Source organism: Echinicola arenosa (assembly GCF_014841125.1).
In the GTDB taxonomy this organism is placed as follows: Bacteria; Bacteroidota; Bacteroidia; order Cytophagales; family Cyclobacteriaceae; genus Echinicola; species Echinicola arenosa.
Map to the genome: position 1 here is coordinate 1,684 of NZ_JACYTQ010000015.1, position 1,315 is coordinate 2,998.

Sequence of the window (1,315 nt, forward strand, 5' to 3'; positions counted from 1 at the left end):
GAAGGTGCCCGATAAGGGGCACGAAAAAGTTCATTGACATACTGAAGATAATACAACAGAGTAACAAGAGTAAGTGAATAAGGGCGCACGGGGGATGCCTAGGCTCTCAGAGGCGAAGAAGGACGTGCCAAGCTGCGAAAAGCTGCGGGGATCGGCACAGGCGAATTGATCCGCAGATGTCCGAATGGGGCAACCCACCCGCCATTGGCGGGTATCCATGTAAATGGAGGCGAACGTGGGGAACTGAAACATCTAAGTACCCATAGGAGGAGAAAACAACAGTGATTCCGTCAGTAGTGGCGAGCGAACGCGGAACAGCCCAAACCGTACATGTTACGGCATGTACGGGGTAATAGGACCTGCATAATTTACATACAGCGAACGTGAAATGCCTGGGAAGGCATACCGAAGGGGGTGATAGTCCCGTAACGGCAAGTTTTATGTGGAGGCGGGTATCCTGAGTAGGCCGGGACAGGAGAAATCCCGGTTGAATTTGCCGGCACCATCCGGTAAGGCTAAATACTCCTGAGAGACCGATAGTGTACAAGTACCGTGAGGGAAAGGTGAAAAGTACCGTGAATAACGGGGTGAAATAGAACCTGAAACCGTGCGCTTACAAGCGGTCGGAGCTACTTAGTGTAGTGACGGCGTGCCTTTTGCATAATGAGCCTACGAGTTACTCCTCACTGGCGAGGGTAAGTGGTTAAGCCACGTACCCGGAGCGAAAGCGAGTCTGAACAGGGCGCTTAGTCAGTGGGGGTAGACGCGAAACTTAGTGATCTACCCATGGACAGGTTGAAGCTCCGGTAAAACGGAGTGGAGGACCGAACCGATAAACGTTGAAAAGTTTCCGGATGATCTGTGGGTAGGGGTGAAAGGCCAATCAAACTGAGAAATAGCTCGTACTCCCCGAAATGTTTTTAGGAACAGCGTCAGGGAAAGTATCACGGAGGTAGAGCTACCGATAGGACTAGGGGGAGTCACATCCTACCAAATCCTGACGAACTCCGAATGCCGTGATATTGTACTGGCAGTGAGGGCTGGGGTGCTAAGGTCCCAGTCCGAGAGGGAAAGAACCCAGACCTACCGCTAAGGTCCCCAAATATGTGCTAAGTTGAACAAAGGTGGTCCAGTTGCAGAGACAGCCAGGAGGTTAGCTTGGAAGCAGCTATTCCTTTAAAGAGTGCGTAACAGCTCACTGGTCGAGCGACAGGGCGTCGATGATAATCGGGCATCAAGCACATTACCGAAGCGTAGGATTGCAGCAATGCAGTGGTAGGGGAGCATTCCAATGACAGTGAAGGTCAATCGGTTG

Annotated in this window: 1 rRNA gene (cut by a window edge); it reads left to right on the plus strand. The window is 51.7% G+C overall.

Features of this window, described 5'->3' with window-relative positions:
• Positions 1 to 67 precede the first annotated feature (67 nt).
• A 23S ribosomal RNA gene (locus tag IFO69_RS21510) occupies positions 68 to 1,315 on the plus strand (it continues 1,735 nt past the right edge of the window).